This window comes from Microbacterium halimionae (assembly GCF_011761265.1).
Taxonomy (GTDB): domain Bacteria; phylum Actinomycetota; class Actinomycetes; order Actinomycetales; family Microbacteriaceae; genus Microbacterium; species Microbacterium halimionae.
Map to the genome: position 1 here is coordinate 1108331 of NZ_JAAOZB010000002.1, position 19228 is coordinate 1127558.

The window sequence follows — 19228 nt, forward strand, 5'->3', positions numbered from 1 at the left end:
TCAGTCTAAGAACTCAACTGCCTCGGCTCACACCGACAGGGACCGCGTGGTTTCGACCCACTCGTCGAGCTTTGCAGCGGCGTCGCCGTCGTCGATTGTTCGAGCGGCGAGATCTTTAGCTTCACGAAGTCGCTCAAGAATGGGGCGTTGAACCTGAGAGGCATCCTGCGAGAGCCGATAAGCCACGATGCCTGCGGCCGCGTTGAGGAGAACGATGTCGCGCACTGCCCCCCTCTTCCCTCCAACCGTCTCTCGCACGATTGTTGCGTTGAGGCGCGGCTCGCCGCCAATCAAATCTTCGATGCGCGCCAGCGGTATATCCAGATCGCGCGGGTCAATATCGTGCTCATGAATGTCGCCGCGGCTCACTTCCCAGATGCGAGAGTGGCCGGTGGTTGTGAGCTCGTCAAGACCGTCATCCCCACGGAACACCAACGCGGTCGCGCCCCGGGTGCGGAAAACTCCGGTAATCAGCGGAACGCGGTCAAGCTGAGCGACGCCGACTGCGTTTGCTTCGGCCCGAGCCGGATTGCACAGAGGACCCAGGAAGTTGAAAACGGTCGGAACCCCCAACTCGACACGCGTAGGCCCAGCGTGGCGAAATCCGGGATGAAAAGCGGAGGCGAACGCGAACGTGATTCCGGTTCGTTCCAGCGTTTTTGCGACCGCATCCGGAGCCAGAGTCAGATCAATGCCCAGAGCCGCAAGGACATCAGACGAACCTGACTTCGAGCTCGCGGCCTTGTTACCGTGCTTCACGACCGGGATGCCTGCCGCAGCAGCAACGATCGCAGCCATGGTGGAGATATTCACCGTTCCGAACCGGTCTCCACCCGTTCCGACGATGTCAAGAACGTGCGAGTCGACCGAAAGCGGAAGCGCCGCTTCAAGGATCGCGTCACGAAACCCAACGATCTCATCGACTGTCTCGCCCTTGGCACGCAGCGCGACGAGAAACCCGGCGAGCTGAGAGGGTGTGGCGTCACCAGCCATTACGGATCGCATCGCCCACGTCGACTCCGAAACGCTGAGGTCATCACCGTCGAGAAGTGAAGTGAGAATTCCGGGCCAAGAATAAAGCTCAGTCATGAGCATTGATCCTACTCAGCGTGAAAAAATCCTCCGACACATTTGGCACCGCCTCGAAGCCGCGTTCTCAGCGGCATGAAGCAAGTTCATGGGTAGCTCTTAGGCGATCGTAAGTGCGCAGCACGGGTAAATCGGAGGTCGAGGTGCGAGACTCGGTCCCGAACTTCGGTCATAATAAGAATGTGACGACCCAAGCGACGTATAACCAGGCTCTGCGCACAGTAAAGCGCCCAGATCCCGTTGCGGTGGGCACAATCGTCTGGCTCGGCAGCGAAGTCATGTTCTTCGCTGGCCTCTTTGCGATCTACTTCACACTGCGCAGCACTTCTCCCGAGCTGTGGGCGCAGGAGTCATCGCTACTGAACGTTCCGTTCGCACTCGTGAACACGATCATTCTGATCGCATCGTCGTTCACCTGCCAGGCTGGTGTGTTTGCTGCCGAAAAGTTCCAGCCCTACCGCGTAGGCAAGTCCCCGCGACAGTGGGGAATGGTGGAGTGGTTCTTCCTGACATTTGCATTGGGCGCGATCTTCGTGTCCGGCCAGGTGTGGGAATACTCCCAGCTCGTCGCCGAAGGCATGTCGATCTCGTCGAGCTCCTATGCCTCAGCGTTCTATCTGACAACTGGTTTCCACGCGCTGCACGTTACTGGCGGCCTCATCGCCTTCTTGCTGACCATCGGACGCGCCTACGCCGTCAAGAACTTTGGACGCAAAGAGATGACCACTTCGATCGTCGTGTCGTACTACTGGCACTTTGTCGACGTCGTGTGGGTCGCCCTCTTCATCGTCATTTACTTCCTGAAGTAGAAAGCGGAGTACCAACTCGACATGGCACGCCACAACTCACGCCGCAAGAGCGGCAGACGCAGCCCACTTGCCGCAGCCGCTCTCATCGGAATCGGTCTCCTCATCACGGGCGGAGCATACGCCGGTGCTTCAGCCGCGATGGCTGCAACCAGTGATTCTTCTGTCGCCGCATCGACCTTGACGGTCGAAGACGGCCAAAAGCTCTTCCAGGCGAACTGTGCCACGTGCCACGGTCTCGATCTACAGGGAACCGACTCCGGTCCTTCGCTTTACGGCGTCGGCGAGCTTGCCGTTCATTTCCAGGTGTCGACCGGACGTATGCCGCTGCAAGCTCAAGGCCCGCAGGCTCTGCAGAAGCCGGTGCAGTTCACCGAGGAGCAGACGGCAGCGATGGCGGCCTACGTCCAGTCGGTAGCCCCTGGGCCCACCTACCCAGACGAAGATGTTCTCGATGGCAACGGTGACGTAGCCAACGGCGCCGAGCTCTTCCGCATCAACTGCGCTATGTGCCACAACGTAGCCGGTGCCGGCGGCGCACTCACCGAAGGCAAGTTCGCTCCGAACCTGCACAGCACCTCGGCTCTCAACATGTATGCCGCGATGGTGACCGGCCCGCAGAACATGCCCGTCTTCAACGACATGAACCTCTCGGATGACGAGAAGCGCGACGTCATTTCAGCGCTTTTGTACATGCAAAACACCGAGTCGCCGGGCGGGTTCGAACTCGGCTCACTCGGCCCTGTATCTGAGGGCTTGTTCATTTGGATCTTTGGCATCGGCACGCTGATTGCCCTCACGGTGTGGATCACCGCGAAATCCAACTGACATTCCGTATCTGACCCGACTTTCAACGCACGAGGAGCACCATGGCACACGAGGAAGACCCGCTCGGGCACGAGAGGGCATCCTGGAAGCCCGAATCTGGGCTCGCGGTGGCTGTTCCTGACCCTGTCAAGGGCACTGAACTGCCCCCGCACCGTGAACGCCTGACGGACAAAGATCCGGCGACCATGAACCGGGCTGTCCGCACGATTTACACCCTGTTCTACTTGTCGGTGGCGGGCAGCATCTGGGCAGTTATTGCCTACATGATCTTCCCGATCGAAGACGGCTCGATGGTCAGCATCCGCCACAACAACCTCTTTATCGGTCTCGGCATCGCGCTCGCGCTGCTCGCGATCGGCATCGGTGCTATTCACTGGTCCAAAGCGGTGATGAGTGACAAAGAGCACATCGAGCCACGTCATGCCACGCGCGGTCGCGACACAACGCGTGAAGGTGCAATCGCTGTCTTCTCAGTAGCGAACGAAGAATCAGGCTTCGGTCGCCGCACGATGATCAGAAACTCACTGTTCGCCGCTCTCGCGGCTTCTGTGATCCCCGGCGTGACTCTCTTCCGCGGTCTCGCGCCGCAGTATGACAACCCAGCAGAGCTGCTGCGTCACACCATGTGGAAGGCGGGCTCGCGCCTCGCTCACGATCCCAGCGGCATTCCGATCAAGGCGTCGGACGTAACTTTCGGATCTGCGTTCCACGTCATCCCCGAAGAGCTCGCGGCCCTGAGCCACGAAGAGGGATACCTCGACGAAAAAGCGAAGGCGATCGTGCTGCTCGTGCGGATGCCGCAGGAGACTCTCACCGAAGCTGATGACCGAAAAGACTGGTCATACGACGGCATTGTTGCGTACTCCAAAGTGTGCACTCACGTCGGCTGCCCAGTTGCCCTCTACGAGCAGCAGACACACCACTTGCTGTGCCCGTGTCACCAATCGCAGTTCGACGTCGCAAACGGAGCCGCTGTCATCTTCGGGCCCGCCGCTCGTCCGCTTCCTCAGCTTCCGATCACTGTCGATGATGAGGGATATATCGTCGCACGCAGCGACTTCACCGAGCCTGTTGGCCCGAGCTTCTGGGAGCGCCATTGAGTACCGCCACCGTCAACGGCGCCATCACTGAGCAGCCGGACGGATCTGAAAAAGAAAAGCCGCTCGGCGGCCGATTCGTGGGATTCGCCGCGAACTACATTGATGAGCGCACAAGCCTTTCCGGACTCGTTAAGGAACTCGGACGGAAGATCTTTCCCGACCACTGGTCGTTCATGCTCGGCGAGATCGCACTCTGGAGCTTCGTAGTTGTCTTGATCTCCGGAACGTTCCTGACGTTCTTCTTCCAGGCGTCAATGGTGCCAACGCACTACGCCGGGGCTTACATCCCCATGCGAGGCATCGAAATGTCGGCTGCGCTCGATTCTTCGCTGCGTATCTCGTTTGATATCCGCGGCGGTCTTCTCGTTCGGCAGATTCACCACTGGGCTGCGCTCACATTTGTGGCAGGTATCGGCGTCCACATGTTGCGCGTGTTCTTCACTGGCGCGTTCCGTAAGCCTCGCGAAATCAACTGGGTCATCGGCTTCGTGTTGTTCGTGTTGGCAATGGCTGAGGGCTTCACCGGCTACTCGCTCCCCGACGATCTGCTCTCGGGTAACGGTCTTCGCATCATCGATGGAATGGTCAAAGGAATCCCGCTCATCGGCACGTGGATCTCTTATCTGCTGTTTGGCGGAGAGTTTCCTGGTGACCAGATTGTGGGACGTCTCTACACGCTCCACATCCTGTTGTTGCCTGCGATTCTCGTAGCGCTCTTGGCGCTGCACCTTGTGTTGATGATCATCAACAAGCACACGCAGTTTGCTGGCCCGGCTCGTACCAACAGCAACGTCGTGGGTTACCCGATGCTTCCGGTATACGTCTCGAAGATGGGTGGGTTCTTCTTCATCACGTTCGGCGTGATCGTGCTGATCGCATCTCTCTTCACGATCAACCCGATCTGGAACTACGGTCCGTACGATCCATCACCGGTATCGGCAGGAACGCAACCTGACTGGTATATCGGATTCGCGGATGGCGCGCTTCGCCTTGTGCCTCCGCACTTGGAGAGCGTCTTCTGGGGACACACCTGGTCGTGGAACATCATCCTCCCGCTTGCGGTTCTGGTGGTCTTCATCGTGATCGTTGCGCTGTATCCCTTCCTTGAGGCTTGGATTACCGGCGACAAGCGTGAGCACCACATCGCTCAGCGTCCCCGTAACGCGGCGACGCGAACCGCTATCGGCGCTGCCGGTGTCACGTTCTACGCCGCGCTGTGGGCAGCAGCATCGTCTGACATCATTGCGACGCACTTCTGGGTCACGATGGAAGGTGTCATACACGTTCTGCAGGCAACCCTCATCCTCGGTCCGGTTCTCGCCTACTTCGTTACGAAGCGCATCTGTATTGCGCTTCAAAAGAAGGACCGTGAAATCGCGCTGCACGGTTACGAGTCGGGACGCATCGTTCGACTTCCCGGTGGCGAGTACATCGAGGTTCACCAACCAGTCGACGAGTACGAACGCTGGAAGCTTGTTGACTTCGAGACATACGCCCCGCTGGTCGTGCGTCCCAATGACAAGGGCAACATCCCCTGGCACCAGAACGTTCGCGCATCACTGTCGCGTTGGTTTTTCGAGGATCGCCTGTCCCCCGTCACCCAGGCCGAGCTCGACGAGGCTGTGGCGCACCAGCACCACACGCTTGACGATATTGCGCACGAAGAGGCCGAAGAGATCGATGGAGCTCGTCAGCGCGCGATCGAAGACGGAAAACCCGTTGTCGAATCCGGTGTTCGCGCCGAAGTTGAGCTTCCTCTTCCGTCTTTCCTTGATGACAAAGAAGACGACAAGAAGGATGCCACGGACGGCGACGATCCGCGGAGTTAGCTCGCGATGAACGTGAAAAAGGGTCCGCACCTCATCATCGAGGTGCTGACCCTTTTTCGTGCAATCACGCCACGCTCTGAGCCGTCTGTAACAGTCCCGTGACAGAGACCGCATAGCGTTGAGTATGTGCGAATCATCATCATCGGAGCAGGTATCGGCGGCGCAAGCGCAGGTATCGCGCTTAAGCGACTAGGCCACGACGTCACCATTTACGACCAGATCCGAGAGAACAAACCTGTTGGCGCGGCACTATCGCTCTGGTCAAACGGCGTTAAGGTACTCAACTGGCTCGGTCTCGCCGACGAAGTAGCAGAGCTCGGCGGCCGAATGGACATGATGTCGTACGTCGACGGCCACACCGGCGAGACGATGTGTCGTTTCAGCCTCGAACCCGTCACGACGAAAACCGGCCAGCGCCCCTACCCCGTCGCACGCGCCGACCTTCAAGCACTCCTAATGGAGACGTTCGGCATGGCAGACATCCAACTAGGCATGAAGGTCGTCGAGATTGCTGAGAGTGACGACACCGTCACTGTCACGTTCGCGAATGGCGAGACCGCAACCGGCGACATGCTCATCGGCGCGGACGGTGCACGTTCACTCACGCGCGACTATGTAACGGGCGGCGGCATCGAGCGTAGCTACTCGGGATACACAAACTTCAACGGGCTAATCCCCGTTGACGAGCGCGTGAGCGCGCTGGACCAGTGGACCACTTATGTCGCCGATGGCAAGCGCATGAGTGTCATGCCGGTGGCTGGCGACCGCTTCTACTACTTCTGCGACATCCCTCAGCCCTCGGGACTCCCCTATGACCGCTCAGACGGCGCGGCGCCGCTCCGTGAGGCCTTTGCAGGTTGGGCGCCAGCCGTACAGCATCTGATCGATGCTATCGAGCCTGAAGTTTCACTCAATCGTGTGGAGATCTGGGACATCGATCCCTTTCACACGTGGGTTCGCGGGCGTGTAGCCATTCTGGGAGATGCCGCGCACAACACGGCTCCCGATATCGGCCAGGGAGCCTGCTCGGCGCTCGAGGACAGTTTTGTTCTGGGCATAGTTTTCGCGACGAACACCATGGGTGTCGAAGATGCTCTCACGCGATACCAGCGCATCCGTAGCGAGCGGGCGGGAGATCTCGTGCTGCGAGCTCGTCGACGGAGCCAAGAGACGCACGCATACGATGAAGCCGTCACCCAAGCCTGGTACGACGGCCTGTGGAAAGAGACCGGCGAAGGAGTCATAAAGGGCATCGTCGGCAACATCGTCGGCAGCCCCGTGAATCTCGGCGGCGGCCTACTCGACTGACACACTTGCGGCAGAAATTGCGCGCATCTTGGCACTCGCTCGCATTCGGTGGCTCTTAAGCTGACCGCATGACCTCGACTGCATACTTTGATGCCAAGCTCGCACACGAAACCGATCCGAGCGACGTTTACGCCGACCAGAAGGCGGGATTGGATTTCGTGTTAGTCGATGTGCGAAGTGTCGAAGCGTGGCAGCAGGGCCACATCCGAGGCGCTCTCCACATGCCCTATCGCGATATCGAGCAACGCGCACCGCAAGACATCTTGCGTTCGACGCCAGTCGTGGTCTACTGCTGGAGCCCAGGTTGCAACGCCGGCGCGAAGGGAGCGCGGGGATTCGCGAAGCTGGGTTACGCAGTTAAAGAAATGATTGGTGGCTACGAGTATTGGGCCCGTGAAGGGCAACCCACGGAAGATTCAAACGGCGACTTGCCCCGAATCTTCGACCCGCTCGTGATGTTGGTTCGAGATGGCAAAGGCTAGAACAACTCAAGCGATCTGCGCATTGGGCGCTTGAACACTCGCCGCAGACCCGAAGTAGCACGCGTCAGCTTTGAGCGGCAAAAGTCCGGCGTCAGCGACATCGCACACCACTGCTGTGACGTTGTCCCGGGTACCAGCCTCTAGCGCGAGCGAGACGATGGCGGATGCCGCAGACGCAGCATCACGTGCACGAATCAGGGTGATCGCGATCTCTTCTTCTGGCACGTAGTCAGTGAGCCCATCGCTGCAGAGCAGCCAGCGATCCCCGACTTGCGTATCGCGCTCTGTCACTGTCACAGCATCCGTCTCAGCGCCACGGAGTGAGGCCGTGATGATATTGCGCCGCGGGTGGTACGCGGCGTCCTCAGGAGCGAGCAAACCGTGCTCGACGAGCACCTGAACGTACGAGTCGTCCCGCGTCTCTCGGGTGAAAGCTCCGTGACGCAACAAGTAGCCACGCGAATCGCCGGCATGTGCGAGAAGTAACGACCCCGAGGCCGAGAGGAAAAGCCCGGTGAATGTTGTCGCCATGCCCTCAAGAGATGCATCCGAGTCGACTAACGAGCGAAGATCCCAGTTCGCATCACTGATCCGCGCTGTGACAGCATCAGCGTTGGCAATGCGCCCGCCAAGAGCGCCCACCCGCTGCACGAGAGCCGCGGATGCGATATCTCCCGACGGACCCCCTCCAACGCCGTCAGCCACAGCAGCACCCCAGTGCGCCGCGAAGGCGGCGTCCTGGTTTGTCTGCCGAAACGCGCCGATGTCAGAAACGGCCGTGGCATGGAGCCTCAGCTGCACGGTATTCAGCGCGCGAAGTATCCGCGATAGTACTCGAAGACCCAGCCCACGATTGCGATGACGAAGACGCCAACGCCAACCGGCACCATCCAGGTACCGACAGCGAAGCCAATCATCGCGATACCAGCAGATCCTGCAAGTACGATGGGCCACCACGACCACGGGCTGAACTCGCCCATCTCGGGATCCCCGTCGTCGATATCTGCCGTGAGGCTATCTTCGGGCAGCTCACCGCTCTGAGCCTTGTGCACCTGGTTGACGTAGAAACCGATCATCAGAGCCATCAACGTTGCAAAGAGCAGCGCAGTCGAGCCGACCCATTCGACCGCGTTTACAAACGCGAGGTCAGGGTGCGCGATGACACTCCATACCGTGTACACCACGGCCATGAGGAAAAAGAAGCCGGCGAGAATCCACCAGAGGTTGGTATTCGTGCGCACGACTACTTGACCTTTCCGTTTTCAGCGTCCACTACCGGCGCGTCAGGCGCATCCTTGCTGGGTCCGACGCCAACCGTCAACGCTGCTTCGGGGTGGTTGAGGTCAAAGGCCGGACGCTCGCTGCGAATGCGAGGGATAGAGGTGAAGTTGTGACGCGGGGGCGGGCAACTTGTCGCCCACTCCAACGATCCTCCGTAGCCCCACGGATCGTTGACCGTGACTGTTGCAGCTTTGCGAGACGTGATCCAGATGTTGAACAAGAACGGGATCATCGACGCGGCCAAAATCATTGCCCCGACTGTCGAAACCTGGTTCTGCCAGGTCCATCCGTCAGCGTTGGAATAGTCAGCGTAGCGACGAACCATGCCATCGACACCCAGCCAGTGCTGGATGAGGAAGGTCATGTGGAAACCGACGAAGAGCAACCAGAAGTGTATGTAGCCGAGACGCTCGTTGAGCATGCGTCCGGTCCACTTCGGCCACCAGAAGTAGAAGCCCGCGAACATCGCAAACACAACAGTGCCGAACACGACGTAGTGGAAGTGCGCCACCACGAAGTAGGAGTCCGACAGCGCGAAGTCGAGCGGAGGCGACGCGAGGATCACACCGGTCAGACCGCCGAAGACGAAGGTCACGAGGAATCCGAGCGAGAACACCATGGGCGTCTCGAACGTCACGGATCCTCGCCAGAGCGTTCCGATCCAGTTGAAGATCTTCACTCCGGTCGGAACCGCGATCAGCATCGTCATGAGAGCGAAGAACGGCAGCAGCACAGATCCGGTGACGTACATGTGGTGAGCCCACACCGCAACGGAGAGCGCAGCGATCGAGATCGTTGCGTACACCAGAGTCTTGTATCCGAAAATCGGCTTGCGGCTAAATACCGGGAAGATTTCCGACACGATACCGAAGAACGGCAGGGCGATGATGTAGACCTCGGGGTGACCGAAGAACCAGAACAGGTGCTGCCACAGCAGAACTCCGCCATTTTGCGGATCATAAATGTGGGCACCGAGAATTCGGTCGGCGGCGGCGGCGAAGATCGCAGCAGCGAGAACCGGGAACGCCATCAGAATCAGGATGCTGGTAATCAGCGTGTTCCAGGTGAAGATCGGCATGCGCCACATCGTCATTCCGGGTGCACGCATCGTGATGATCGTCGTGATGAAGTTGACGGCACCGAGGATCGTACCGAATCCACTCATGCCGAGGCCAACCATCCACAGGTTTCCTCCGGCACCTGGTGTGAAGCTCGCACTCGCCAACGGCTGATATGCAAACCAGCCGAACGAAGCGGCACCCTGCGGTGTGAGAAATCCAGCCACGGCGATTGTGGAGCCGAACAAGAACAGCCAGAACGCGAAGGCATTCAAACGCGGGAATGCGACGTCGGGCGCACCGATCTGCAACGGCAGGATGGCATTCGCAAAACCCGCGAATAGTGGAGTCGCGAACATCAGCAGCATGATCGTGCCGTGCATCGTGAACAGCTGGTTGTACTGCTCTTTTGTCGGGACGATCTGCATGCCCGGCTCGAACAGTTCGGCACGAATGATAAGTGCCATCACGCCGCCGAGCATGAAGAAAATCACCGAGGCGATGAGGTACATGTACCCGATCGTCTTGTGGTCAGTGGATGTAATCCACTTGACGATGATGTTGCCCTTTTGCTCGGTTCGCGACGATGTCAAAAGCGCGGCCTGGCGGGGTGGGATCGTCTTCGGTCGAGAAGACTTCTCTTGCGGCGGAAGTGTCGTCGCCATGATCAGTCGTCTCCTTCAGTGGATCCAGTGCCCGGCAGGTTCGAGAGCCGGTCGTATTGGTCGTTGATGTTGCCCGTCTGACCTTCGGCACGAAGCGACGCAAGGTAGCTTTCATACTCGTCCGCGCTCACGACCTTGACGTTGAAGAGCATGGCGGAGTGGTACTCGCCGCAGAGCTCAGCACACTTACCGGCGTAGGTCCCCTCGCGGGTCGGTGTGAACGACCAGAAGTTCTCTTTGCCGATGTACATGTCTTTCTTGTACAGGAAGTCAATGATCCAGAAGGAGTGGATCACATCGCGCGACTCAAGCTGAATCTGCACGGTTTGATCCACCGGCATGTAGAGCGTCGGAAGCTGCGACTCGTCAACGTTGCCGGCACCGTCGTACTGGGCCTGAATGCCCATCGACCAGACAGCATCCGAACCGTCTTCGGCGTCGCCGTTGTACTGGAAGTCCCACGCCCACTGCTTGCCAATCGCGATGATCGACACGTCGGGGTCTTCGGTCTGCGTTTCAAGGATCGTCTGATCCCGCGCCGTGAACGCGAAGAGACCGATGACAAGAATGAGGGGCACGACCGTGTAGAAGATCTCGATCGGCATGTTGTAACGCATCTGTACCGGAAGGCCGGTCTGGCCTTTGCGGCGACGGTAGGCGATCATCGCCCAGAGCATGAGACCCCAGGTGATGACGCCTACACCCAGCAACACGAGCCAGGAGTTGACCCAAAGGCCAGCGACCATGTCGGTCTGATTCGTCGCCGGGGTTCCGTCTTCGACGAATCCGGGAAGGAAGCCATGGAGCTCCGTAGGGCTGCATCCTGCAAGGACGGCAACTGCGGCCAGTCCGAGGGGCAAAGCTGCCCAGCGGATGCGACTCTTGGGAGGCACTCGTTTCGACTGCACGGGGCACCTTTCCGGGTAAGAATTGTAGCTTCGCCCAGTCTACGGCAACCTCACACTGGATTCAGGCCATGCGCCCAGGCCGATTTTCAAGTTTGGGGCGGTCGTAGCGGGAGATTCCGCGTTCGACCGCCCCAAAAGTGGCGAAGAAAAAGATTGCTTAGTGGAAGCTGTCACCACATGCGCAGGACCCCTGAGCGTTCGGGTTGTCGATCGTGAAGCCCTGCTCCGCGATCGTGTCCTTGAAGTCGATGTTGGCGCCGTCGAGGTACGGAACGCTCATGTCGTCGACGATGACTTCAACGCCACCGAAGTCGACAGCCTGGTCACCTTCGAGGTAACGCTCGTCGAAGTAGAGCTGGTAAATCAGGCCGGAACAACCACCGGGCTGAACTGCGACGCGCAGACGAAGGTCGTCGCGTCCTTCCTGATCGAGCAGGCTCTTCACCTTCGCGGCGGCAGCGTCGGTCAGGCCAACGCCGTGCGGGCGGGTCTGCAGGTCGGGCGACAGTGCGGTGTCGGTCATGTCACACTCCATCTCGAGAATTTGGCCGCGAAAGGCGGGATGTCTCGATTGTACGCCGCGAGTGCCAGCGATGGGCCGGTCTACATTGTCCGCGCGTCGAGCCCCGCGAGGAGCAGTGCTTCTGAGAGCACCGCGCGCCGAAAGGTCTCAAGGTGCAGCGACTCATTTGGACTATGGGCTCTCGTATGAGGGTCTTCCACACCAGTCACGAGAATCTGAGCGCCCGGAAATTCACGCACAAGATCAGAAATGAAGGGGATCGAGCCGCCTACGCCCACATCGACGGCATCCTTCCCGTATCCACGACCGAGAGCGTCACGGGCGAGTTCCACGGCCCACCCGCTCGTATCTACGAGGAACGCGTCGCCACAGTCGACATCAGAGAATTCGAGCTCCGCACCGAAAGGCGCGTGTGCGCGCAAATGCTCTTCAATCGCGGCGTATGCGTCGTCGGCTTGTTGACCGGGCGCGACCCGAGCACTGATGACGACGGTGACTTCCGGCGCGAGCGTGTTGGATGCCGAGGCCACACTCGTCGCGTCGATGCCGGTAATAGTGATCGATGGCTTGTTCCAAATGCGACCGAGCAGCGAACCTGTGCCGATCGGCTTCACGCCCGCGGGAAGTCCCGCTTCGTCGCGCAGAGTTTCCTCGCTGTACTCCGGAGTTTCGGCATCCCGCTCGTGGAGGCCCTTAACTGCAACAGAGCCGTCGTCATCCCACAGCGTCGAGAGGAGCTTCACTGTCGCCATCATCGCGTCCGGCACCACTCCCCCGAACATTCCGGAATGCGACGCATGGTCAAGGGTCCGCACGCGCAGCGTGAAACGAGCGTTCCCCCGCAACGAAACCGTGAGCGCCGGGGTGTCAACGTCCCAGTTGCCGGAGTCAGCGACGACGATGACATCACTTCGAAGTGCGTCGGCGTTGTCGGAGAGGAACTGGCCGAAAGACCGTGAGCCGTACTCTTCTTCTCCCTCGATGAAGAGCGCTACGCCGAGATCAAGATCGTCGCCGATTGCTTCTTTCACTGCGCGCAACGCGGCAATGTGCACCATGATCCCAGCTTTGTCGTCGGCGGCTCCGCGCCCGTAGAGGCGGCCGTCGCGCACCGTGGGCTCAAAGGGTGGCGAGTCCCACAGAGCGTCGTCACCGTGGGGCTGCACGTCGTGGTGCGCGTACAGCAATACAGTTGGGCGTCCGTTTCGCGCAGCACGAGTGGCGAGGACTGCGGGCTGACCGTGCTCATCTGTACCCGGGATGGCGGCCGATGTCACCTCGACGCTGTCGAAGATTCCGGTGCTCTCCGCCAGAGCCGCGACAGAGTCGGCGCTGCGGCGCAACTGAGACTGATCGAATGCCGGCCACGCGATGGAGGGAATGCGCACCAGCGCGCCCAAATCAGCCAGAGCCGTCGGAATCGCGGAGTGAGCGCTTTCGCGAACAGCTTGTTCTCGGGTGTACTCAAAGGTCATGCGGGTAATCTTAATTGCACCCGTTTTCCAACGATCTGAGGATCTTCCCGTGGCCACCTCTTCTGCCGCCCCCGCACCGAAGGACGCACCGACGTCTGAACCGACCGACACAACGTCGGGAAAGGGTCGGCCAACGCCGTCCCGCGCCGAGCAAGAAGCTGCGCGAAAGCGTCCGCTCGTCGCCAACACCAAGGAAGCGAAAGCCCGCGCGAAAGCTGAGCTCGCAGCGCAGCGAGAGAAGGCGCGTATCGGGATGGCTGCCGGCGATGACCGCTACCTTCCGGTGCGTGACAAGGGGCCGCAGCGAAAGTATGTTCGCGACTTCATCGACGCCGGTTGGCACATTGGTGAGGGCGTTATGCCCTTCATGGTGCTCGTCATTCTCATCACGTTCGTGCAGATCCAGTTGCTGCAGTACTGGTCGTTCTTGGCGCTGTGGGTCTACGTCATTTTTGTGATCGGCGACATGGTCTTCACCTCCATACGCATTAAGCGTCGCGCGCGCGCTCGCTGGGGCGACCGTATGGAGAAGGGCCTCGGCTGGTATGGCGCAATGCGCACCATCCAGATGCGCTTCATGCGTCTTCCGAAGGCTCAGGTCAAGCGCGGACAGTACCCCGTCTGATTTTCAGCACCCAACCCCGGCTGGATTCTCTTGGCAGGTATTGTCTACGAGCGCTGTATGAACCTCGACAACGCGGATGCCGTAGCCTGACGCCGTCGACTCAACGATGCCGGGGACAGCACGCCAGGTGCCGGAGCCAAAGTCGACGGACGCCGCGTATTCGACGGTGACACTCGCAGTATAGGTGCCTGCTGCACGATAGGCATGGCTCGTCGGCGTCGATGTGAAGTCTGGTTGGCCGAGCTGTTGCCACGAGCTACCGCCGGTTTGGGCTGCATTTGTCGATCCGTCGCCGTAGTCGAAGACGAAACGCTGGGGCACAAAGCGCACTGTGACGTCGTAGTCGAGCACTGTTCCCGCCATTCGCTGCTCGGTTGCCGATGCCACGACGTTTGTCGGCATGGCAACGACCCCGAGCCCCGCGGGCTCTCCCCCGAGCGTCGGCCGAGCCGGCACGAACGACGCGATATCGGCAAGGGTCACGTCGGGAAGCCCAACGACCATGTAACCGCCACGACACAGCTCGGTCGTGCATTCTGGCATTGCCTCGGCGGGTGAATCCTGCTGATTCGCGCCGCCCCCGCCGCTGTCGCTGCCACTGCCTCCCGCTGAACCGTCTCCGTTCCCCGGAATAGTGCTGCCAGCCCCGACATCCACCTGTGACCCGTCGGACGAAGAATGGCAATAGCTGTCCCAGGGCGCACCCCCGCCGCACGAGCCGGTTGATATCGGAACGACAAAGCTAGCGATCAGGATCAAAGGCCACATATTGAGTCGTCCTCATACCCGTCGAGGAGTTCGATCAGCTGACCGCTCGCGCTGTGTTGATCAGGCACAGTGTCGACCCGAACAATTTGGATATCTGGGCGATCTGCAGCGACCGTCGACTCGCCCGAAGGATCGACCAGGGTCACAGCCGCTACGTCGAGGCAAGCAACAATCGTCGTGCGACTGTCCGACGCGCTAATTTGCGAAACATTCCTCACAATCGATTCGCCACCGACAGTCAGCCCATCGGCGTGCATCTGGCTGAAAGACTCACGCGCGCCAGTATTGGCATCACCGGTTGTCCAGGCGTATACCGTTTCAAAGGTGTCGGGGTCGCTGAGATCAACCTCGTTCAGGGCATCAACATAGGAACGATAGGTTTCCTCGGCCGCGGCGAAGGCTTCTGCCTCGGTCCAGGCGGCCGTGGTCTCTTCCGGGATTTCCGGAGTCGCAACGCAGCCGCTGACGCCGAGTGCGACGGCGAGAGCGATCGTCAGCGCTGTCATGGTCCGTGAATTCACGGGCCCACGGTACAACGCAGCCTCTCAGCGCCGCAGAATTATCCACAGCGTGCCCGCTGATTAGTTTGCGACAAGTCCACGGTTGATCTGTCGCGCCCAAAGCGGACCACGATAGAGAAACGCTGTGTACCCCTGCACGAGGGTTGCGCCGGCATCCAGTCGTTCCTGAACGTCATCGGCAGTTTCCACACCACCCACCGAGATGACGCAGAAATCCGACGGGACAACACCTCGAACGACACGCAACACTTCGAGGGCGCGTGACTTAAGCGGCGCCCCCGAGAGCCCGCCCGCCCCGGCTGCAGCGACGATCGCAGCGTCGGTCGTAAGCGCATCTCGACTCAGCGTGGTATTCGTTGCGATAAGGCCCGAAAGTCCCACATCTACCGCGAGGCGAGATACTGCTTCGACCTCGTCATCGGGAAGGTCAGGAGCAATCTTCACCAGAAGCGGGGTTGAGCCGGAGGCATCGCGCACAGCCTCAAGCAATGGACGAAGCGTGTCGATCGCCTGCAGCCCTCGGAGCCCAGGCGTGTTGGGTGAAGACACATTCACAACAAGGTAGTCAGCAAGAGGTGCGAGAAGCCGAGTGCTTCTCACATAATCGAGGGTTGCGTCGGCAACATCGACAACGCGACTCTTGCCGATGTTTACACCGAGAACAGCGCGCTGGCGCTTGCGGCGAAGCTTCGTGAGCCGCACTGCGGCAGCCTGAGCACCATGATTGTTGAAGCCCATGCGGTTGATGACGGCACGGTCGGGGATCAGGCGAAAGAGGCGAGGCTTCGGGTTGCCGCCTTGTGCGAGCGCTGTGACGGTTCCCACCTCGACGTGTCCGAATCCGAATGCGTAGAGCCCTGCGGTGCCGATCGCATCTTTATCGAATCCCGCGGCGACGCCGAAGGGGGAATCAAACGTCAAGCCGAGGGCGTCGACGCGCAATGACTCTGCTGGCCGAGTAAAGCTCCGCACCGCCCAAGAAAAAGGTGCAACACCAAGCACTCGGATGAGAAGCATCGCCGAGTGGTGCGCGGTCTCGGGGTCCATGCGCGAAAGGATGTGACGGAAGAGCAGCGGGTACATCGAATTCCTATTCGGATTCGGCGGGATTGGAATCCGCGCGGTGATCGGCACGCAGCTGACCGATCGAAGCTTCAAAGTCTTCGAGCGATTCAAACGCCTGATACACGCTGGCGAATCGCAAGTACGCGACCTCGTCGAGTTCGCGCAACGGGCCGAGAATTGCGAGTCCGATTTCATTGGTGTCGATCTGCGAGGCTCCGGTCTGACGCACCGACTCCTCGACTTTTTGCGCCAGCATGGCGAGATCGCCCTCAGTAACTGGTCGTCCCTGGCATGCTTTTCGCACACCGGACGCGACTTTTTCACGGCTGAACGGCTCGACCACTCCAGAACGTTTGATGACGTTCAGACTTGCTGTCTCGATAGTTGTAAAGCGTCCACCGCATTCGGGGCACTGGCGACGACGACGGATGCTGAGGCCGTCATCGCTCGTGCGGGAATCGATGACTCTCGAATCAGGGTGGCGGCAGAACGGACAGTGCATTTTTCAGCCCTCGAATCGAGCGTCAATGGCTTCGCCGTGAGCGGGAAGCGCCTCAGCATTGGCCAGCGACACGATGTGCGCGCGCACGGCCGAAAGGGCGGCGTGGTCGTACGAAATTACCTGCTGCGGGCGAAGAAAAGTCATAGCCGAAAGCCCGGCGGCGTATCGCGCTTGCCCGCCAGTTGGCAAGACGTGATTGCTCCCCGCCAAGTAGTCGCCAAGGCTCACCGGTGAGTCTGCCCCGACGAAAATGGCTCCCGCGTTGACGAAGTCATCAACACGAGGCTCGGCGAGGTGGAGTTCGAGGTGCTCGGGGGCGTACGCGTTACTGAAGGCTGCCGCGGTTTCATGATCGTCGACGAGAACGATGGCGGACTGCTCCCCCGCGAATGCCACTGCGACTCGTTCGCTGTGACGTGTTCGCGGCACACGATTTGCAAGCTCAACGGCAACTGAATCAGCAAGCTCGATCGAGTTGGTCACGAGCACAGCCGATGCTTGCTCATCGTGCTCCGCTTGGCTGATGAGGTCAGCCGCAACAAGCCCGGGGTTGGCTTCGCTATCAGCCACGATCAGAATCTCGGTGGCGCCCGCCTCGGAGTCAGTGCCGACGACGCCGGACACAACGCGCTTGGCTGCAGCGACGAAGTTGTTACCGGGCCCTGTCACAACATCGACGGGCTCAAGACCGATGTCTAGAACGCCGTGGGCGAGAGCGCCGATGGCACCCGCGCCTCCCATGGCGTAAACCTCTGTGACGTCGAGAAGCTTTGCTGCAGCAAGAATCACTGGGTGCACACGACCGTTGTGCTCTCGTTGTGGGGGCGAAGCAACAACGACCTCCGACACGCCAGCGACCTGCGCCGGAACGACGTTCATCACAACGCTCGACGGATACACGGCTTTACCACCCGGCACGTACAGACCTACGCGGCGCACGGGCTGCCAACGCTGAACCACCTGAGCACCCGACGAAAGCTCAGTCGTGGTGCGCTCAGGCACTTGGGCCGCTGACGCGACCCGCACTCGCGCAATCGCTTCTTTAAGTGCACCGCGAACGTCATCGGATAGTTCTTCTAACGCCTCGTCGAGATGAGCTTGCGGAACGCGAATCGCGTGCCCGAGGCATCCGTCAAATCTCTCGGCTTGCTCGCGAAGTGCCGCCTCACCACGAGCCGCGACATCGTCAACGATCGTTCGCGCTGTCGTCAAGGCGAGCTCTCGCGCGGCGTGCGCCCGAGGAACGATTGCAAGCAACTCGGATGTCGAGAGCACCCGCCCACGCAGGTCAATGGTGCGCAGCATCAGCCGCGCGTGATTCCAGAGACGTCGTGCAAGAAGCCAACGCGACCATCTTCATGGCGTACGACAAAGACTTCGCCGCGATCTTCGATGACGAGTGCCCATGCGGTCGGGCCGACACTGAAGATCGGATTACCCTGCACATCGAGAACGTCACGTTCCACCGGAGACAACGCCCAGAAGGCCTGGTGCGCCGTGGGCTGAACGGTGGTGGTGAGATCTTCAGCAGCGGGAGCTGCTTCATTGCTCGGCGACTCAGAACTCAACGATGTAAATGCGTCAGGCGCATACGCATCGGTTACCGCCTCGTTGGACGGCTCAGATACGGCAGCCGGGGCGGCGTAGACAGGGGCCGGTGCCGGACGCGGTTCGGGACGAGGACGCGCAATGATCTTGCGGACGGCGCGCGCATTGCGGTGCGCGGGTGCTTCCGGGCGTCCAGCAAAATCTTCCTTCAGCGTCGGGAGGAAGGGCGCGAACACTGTCAGCACCACTCCGCCGGCCATGAGAACCAGCTCTACCCATGCGACCCATGAGTGCAGCATCGGTCCACCCTGGACTGCGAACGAAACCGAGTCCCAGACCATCTGAAGCCAGAGCATTGCCGAAACAGAAAATGCGACCGACGCGAACTGGTCGATGCCAAGCGAACCGACACGACGGATGCCCTCGGGAGAAAGCCGACGCATCACAATCAGGATGACAGCAAGAGTCGGGAGTCCGATGGTAAGAATCCAGGAAAGACCCGAAGTCCATACCGAGTTGAAGCCGACACTCGCGACAGAAAAGAACGACACGATGAAAGCAACGAACCACACCGACGTGAGCGCGATCTCGCGAACAGAAAAAGGACCGACGCCATACTGCACGTCATCGACACTCGGCGTACTCGCCGCAACCGGAGCCGAAGTGGGCTCCTCGGCCTCGGCATATTCAGCGACAGCTTCTTCAGCAATAGCTGTGTCAGTGACCTCACCCGGTGCCGCCGCCTCAGCGGGGGCCGCGCTCGTGGGGGCCTCAGCTGACTGCTCGCCAGCCTGGGTTACGTCGTCAGTCGGAACCGCGGCGTCTCGTTCTTCATTCGTCACGAAAA

Annotated in this window: 20 protein-coding genes; 7 read left to right on the plus strand and 13 right to left on the minus strand. The window is 60.1% G+C overall.

The genetic code is table 11. The features are described 5' to 3' along the window. Positions 1-27 precede the first annotated feature (27 nt). Positions 28-1089, minus strand: coding sequence for an anthranilate phosphoribosyltransferase (gene trpD, locus FHS06_RS13105; RefSeq protein WP_167049973.1), 1062 nt, complete (start codon positions 1087-1089; stop codon positions 28-30). 182 nt (positions 1090-1271) lie between these two features. Between trpD and ctaE the strand changes: the two genes are divergently transcribed. The 6 genes from ctaE (at position 1272) to FHS06_RS13135 (ending at position 7442) form a co-directional block, all read left to right on the plus strand. Continuing rightward, entirely contained in the window at positions 1272-1898 is a 627-nt protein-coding gene (gene ctaE / locus FHS06_RS13110; protein WP_167049975.1) for an aa3-type cytochrome oxidase subunit III, read from the plus strand. 21 nt (positions 1899-1919) lie between these two features. Further along, positions 1920-2723, plus strand: a complete 804-nt coding sequence (qcrC, locus tag FHS06_RS13115) for a cytochrome bc1 complex diheme cytochrome c subunit (protein WP_167049977.1) — start codon at positions 1920-1922, stop codon at positions 2721-2723. Positions 2724-2764: 41 nt separating this feature from the next. Then, positions 2765-3823, plus strand: coding sequence for a cytochrome bc1 complex Rieske iron-sulfur subunit (gene qcrA / locus FHS06_RS13120; protein WP_167049979.1), 1059 nt, complete (start codon positions 2765-2767; stop codon positions 3821-3823). Further along, positions 3820-5652, plus strand: a complete 1833-nt coding sequence (gene qcrB, locus FHS06_RS13125) for a cytochrome bc1 complex cytochrome b subunit (protein ID WP_167049981.1) — start codon at positions 3820-3822, stop codon at positions 5650-5652. The genes qcrA and qcrB overlap by 4 nt, the downstream gene beginning before the upstream one ends. Before the next feature lie 126 nt (positions 5653-5778). Further along, positions 5779-6960: an FAD-dependent urate hydroxylase HpxO gene (gene hpxO, locus FHS06_RS13130; protein WP_167049983.1), complete on the plus strand. Its 1182-nt coding sequence runs from the start codon at positions 5779-5781 to the stop codon at positions 6958-6960. A 68-nt stretch (positions 6961-7028) separates the two neighbouring features. Then, positions 7029-7442, plus strand: a complete 414-nt coding sequence (locus tag FHS06_RS13135; RefSeq protein ID WP_167049985.1) for a rhodanese-like domain-containing protein — start codon at positions 7029-7031, stop codon at positions 7440-7442. 6 nt (positions 7443-7448) lie between these two features. On the opposite strand, the gene FHS06_RS13140 is transcribed toward FHS06_RS13135, so the two are convergent. The 6 genes from FHS06_RS13140 to FHS06_RS13165 all read right to left on the minus strand — a co-directional run bounded on the left by FHS06_RS13140 (position 7449) and on the right by FHS06_RS13165 (position 13352). Next, positions 7449-8243, minus strand: coding sequence for a PP2C family protein-serine/threonine phosphatase (locus FHS06_RS13140; protein ID WP_167049987.1), 795 nt, complete (start codon positions 8241-8243; stop codon positions 7449-7451). A 5-nt stretch (positions 8244-8248) separates the two neighbouring features. Continuing rightward, the gene (locus tag FHS06_RS13145) at positions 8249-8683 is read right to left on the minus strand and encodes a cytochrome c oxidase subunit 4 (protein ID WP_167049989.1); all 435 of its coding nucleotides are present in this window, start codon (positions 8681-8683) and stop codon (positions 8249-8251) included. A 2-nt stretch (positions 8684-8685) separates the two neighbouring features. Next, complete coding sequence (gene ctaD, locus FHS06_RS13150; RefSeq protein WP_167049991.1) at positions 8686-10446, minus strand: aa3-type cytochrome oxidase subunit I; 1761 nt, start codon at positions 10444-10446, stop codon at positions 8686-8688. 2 nt (positions 10447-10448) lie between these two features. Then, positions 10449-11339: an aa3-type cytochrome oxidase subunit II gene (gene ctaC, locus FHS06_RS13155; protein WP_167050360.1), complete on the minus strand. Its 891-nt coding sequence runs from the start codon at positions 11337-11339 to the stop codon at positions 10449-10451. A gap of 172 nt (positions 11340-11511) precedes the next feature. Next, positions 11512-11877, minus strand: coding sequence for an iron-sulfur cluster insertion protein ErpA (gene erpA, locus FHS06_RS13160; RefSeq protein ID WP_167049993.1), 366 nt, complete (start codon positions 11875-11877; stop codon positions 11512-11514). Positions 11878-11957: 80 nt separating this feature from the next. After that, the gene (locus FHS06_RS13165) at positions 11958-13352 is read right to left on the minus strand and encodes a dipeptidase (protein ID WP_167049995.1); all 1395 of its coding nucleotides are present in this window, start codon (positions 13350-13352) and stop codon (positions 11958-11960) included. A 49-nt stretch (positions 13353-13401) separates the two neighbouring features. Here FHS06_RS13165 and FHS06_RS13170 point away from each other — a divergent pair, with 49 nt between their 5' ends. After that, entirely contained in the window at positions 13402-13977 is a 576-nt protein-coding gene (locus FHS06_RS13170) for a DUF3043 domain-containing protein (protein ID WP_310734822.1), read from the plus strand. Between the two features lie 3 nt (positions 13978-13980). Here FHS06_RS13170 and FHS06_RS13175 read toward each other — a convergent pair whose 3' ends face one another. The 6 genes from FHS06_RS13175 to FHS06_RS13200 are packed head-to-tail and all read right to left on the minus strand — an operon-like array spanning position 13981 to position 19223. Then, a complete protein-coding gene (locus FHS06_RS13175) occupies positions 13981-14745 on the minus strand; it encodes a hypothetical protein (RefSeq protein ID WP_167049999.1) in 765 nt (254 codons plus the stop codon). Beyond that, complete coding sequence (locus FHS06_RS13180; protein WP_167050001.1) at positions 14733-15266, minus strand: hypothetical protein; 534 nt, start codon at positions 15264-15266, stop codon at positions 14733-14735. Before FHS06_RS13180 ends, FHS06_RS13175 begins: the two co-directional genes overlap by 13 nt. 60 nt (positions 15267-15326) lie before the next feature. Further along, positions 15327-16349, minus strand: coding sequence for a quinone-dependent dihydroorotate dehydrogenase (locus FHS06_RS13185; RefSeq protein ID WP_167050003.1), 1023 nt, complete (start codon positions 16347-16349; stop codon positions 15327-15329). Positions 16350-16356: 7 nt separating this feature from the next. Next, the gene (gene nrdR / locus FHS06_RS13190; RefSeq protein ID WP_167050005.1) at positions 16357-16833 is read right to left on the minus strand and encodes a transcriptional regulator NrdR; all 477 of its coding nucleotides are present in this window, start codon (positions 16831-16833) and stop codon (positions 16357-16359) included. A 3-nt stretch (positions 16834-16836) separates the two neighbouring features. Further along, positions 16837-18138, minus strand: coding sequence for a histidinol dehydrogenase (gene hisD, locus FHS06_RS13195; RefSeq protein ID WP_167050007.1), 1302 nt, complete (start codon positions 18136-18138; stop codon positions 16837-16839). Then, positions 18138-19223 carry a hypothetical protein gene (locus FHS06_RS13200; protein ID WP_208388173.1) on the minus strand — a complete coding sequence of 362 codons (1086 nt, stop codon included), beginning with the start codon at positions 19221-19223 and terminating at the stop codon, positions 18138-18140. Before FHS06_RS13200 ends, hisD begins: the two co-directional genes overlap by 1 nt. Between the last annotated feature and the right edge of the window lie 5 nt (positions 19224-19228).